The organism is Paenibacillus zanthoxyli JH29 (assembly GCF_000520715.1).
GTDB lineage: Bacteria > Bacillota > Bacilli > Paenibacillales > Paenibacillaceae > Paenibacillus_AQ > Paenibacillus_AQ zanthoxyli.
The window spans coordinates 1-401 of record NZ_ASSD01000037.1; the positions used below are offsets into that span (position 1 = coordinate 1).

1 pseudogene is annotated in these 401 nt (G+C 61.1%); it reads left to right on the forward strand.

The features are described 5' to 3' along the window. Window positions 1-239, forward strand: a pseudogene (locus L691_RS32405) (A/G-specific adenine glycosylase); the annotation flags it as partial. Between the last annotated feature and the right edge of the window lie 162 nt (window positions 240-401).

Genomic DNA, 401 nt, shown 5'->3' on the forward strand with positions numbered 1-401 from the left:
TGGCGGCGGAAGCTCGGGCGCCGTACGCTGCGGAGCGTACGGCCGAAGCGGCGCCCGGCTTAGCCGCGTCGGACGAGGCGCCTGAGCTCTTCGCCGACGAGAGCGGGCAATCCGCGGAACGGGCGGAAATGCGCTGGATTGGGCGCGGGGACATGGCGCAATTTGCTTTTCCGAACGTCTTTCTTAAGCTGTTGAACGCCTACTTCGATGAAAGGGATGCCGCAGCATCCGGCGGGTAGGATGCCTAGCCGGAAATGCTCCGGCGCTACAGGGCGGCTTTAGTGAGATTGCCAAAACCCGGTCCCGGTCCGCCGGTTCATAAGCGCCATTTCGGCAGATGAGGGAACAAACAGAAAAAGGGATTGCCCCGTGCGGGGACAATCCCTTTTTCAAAATATAAG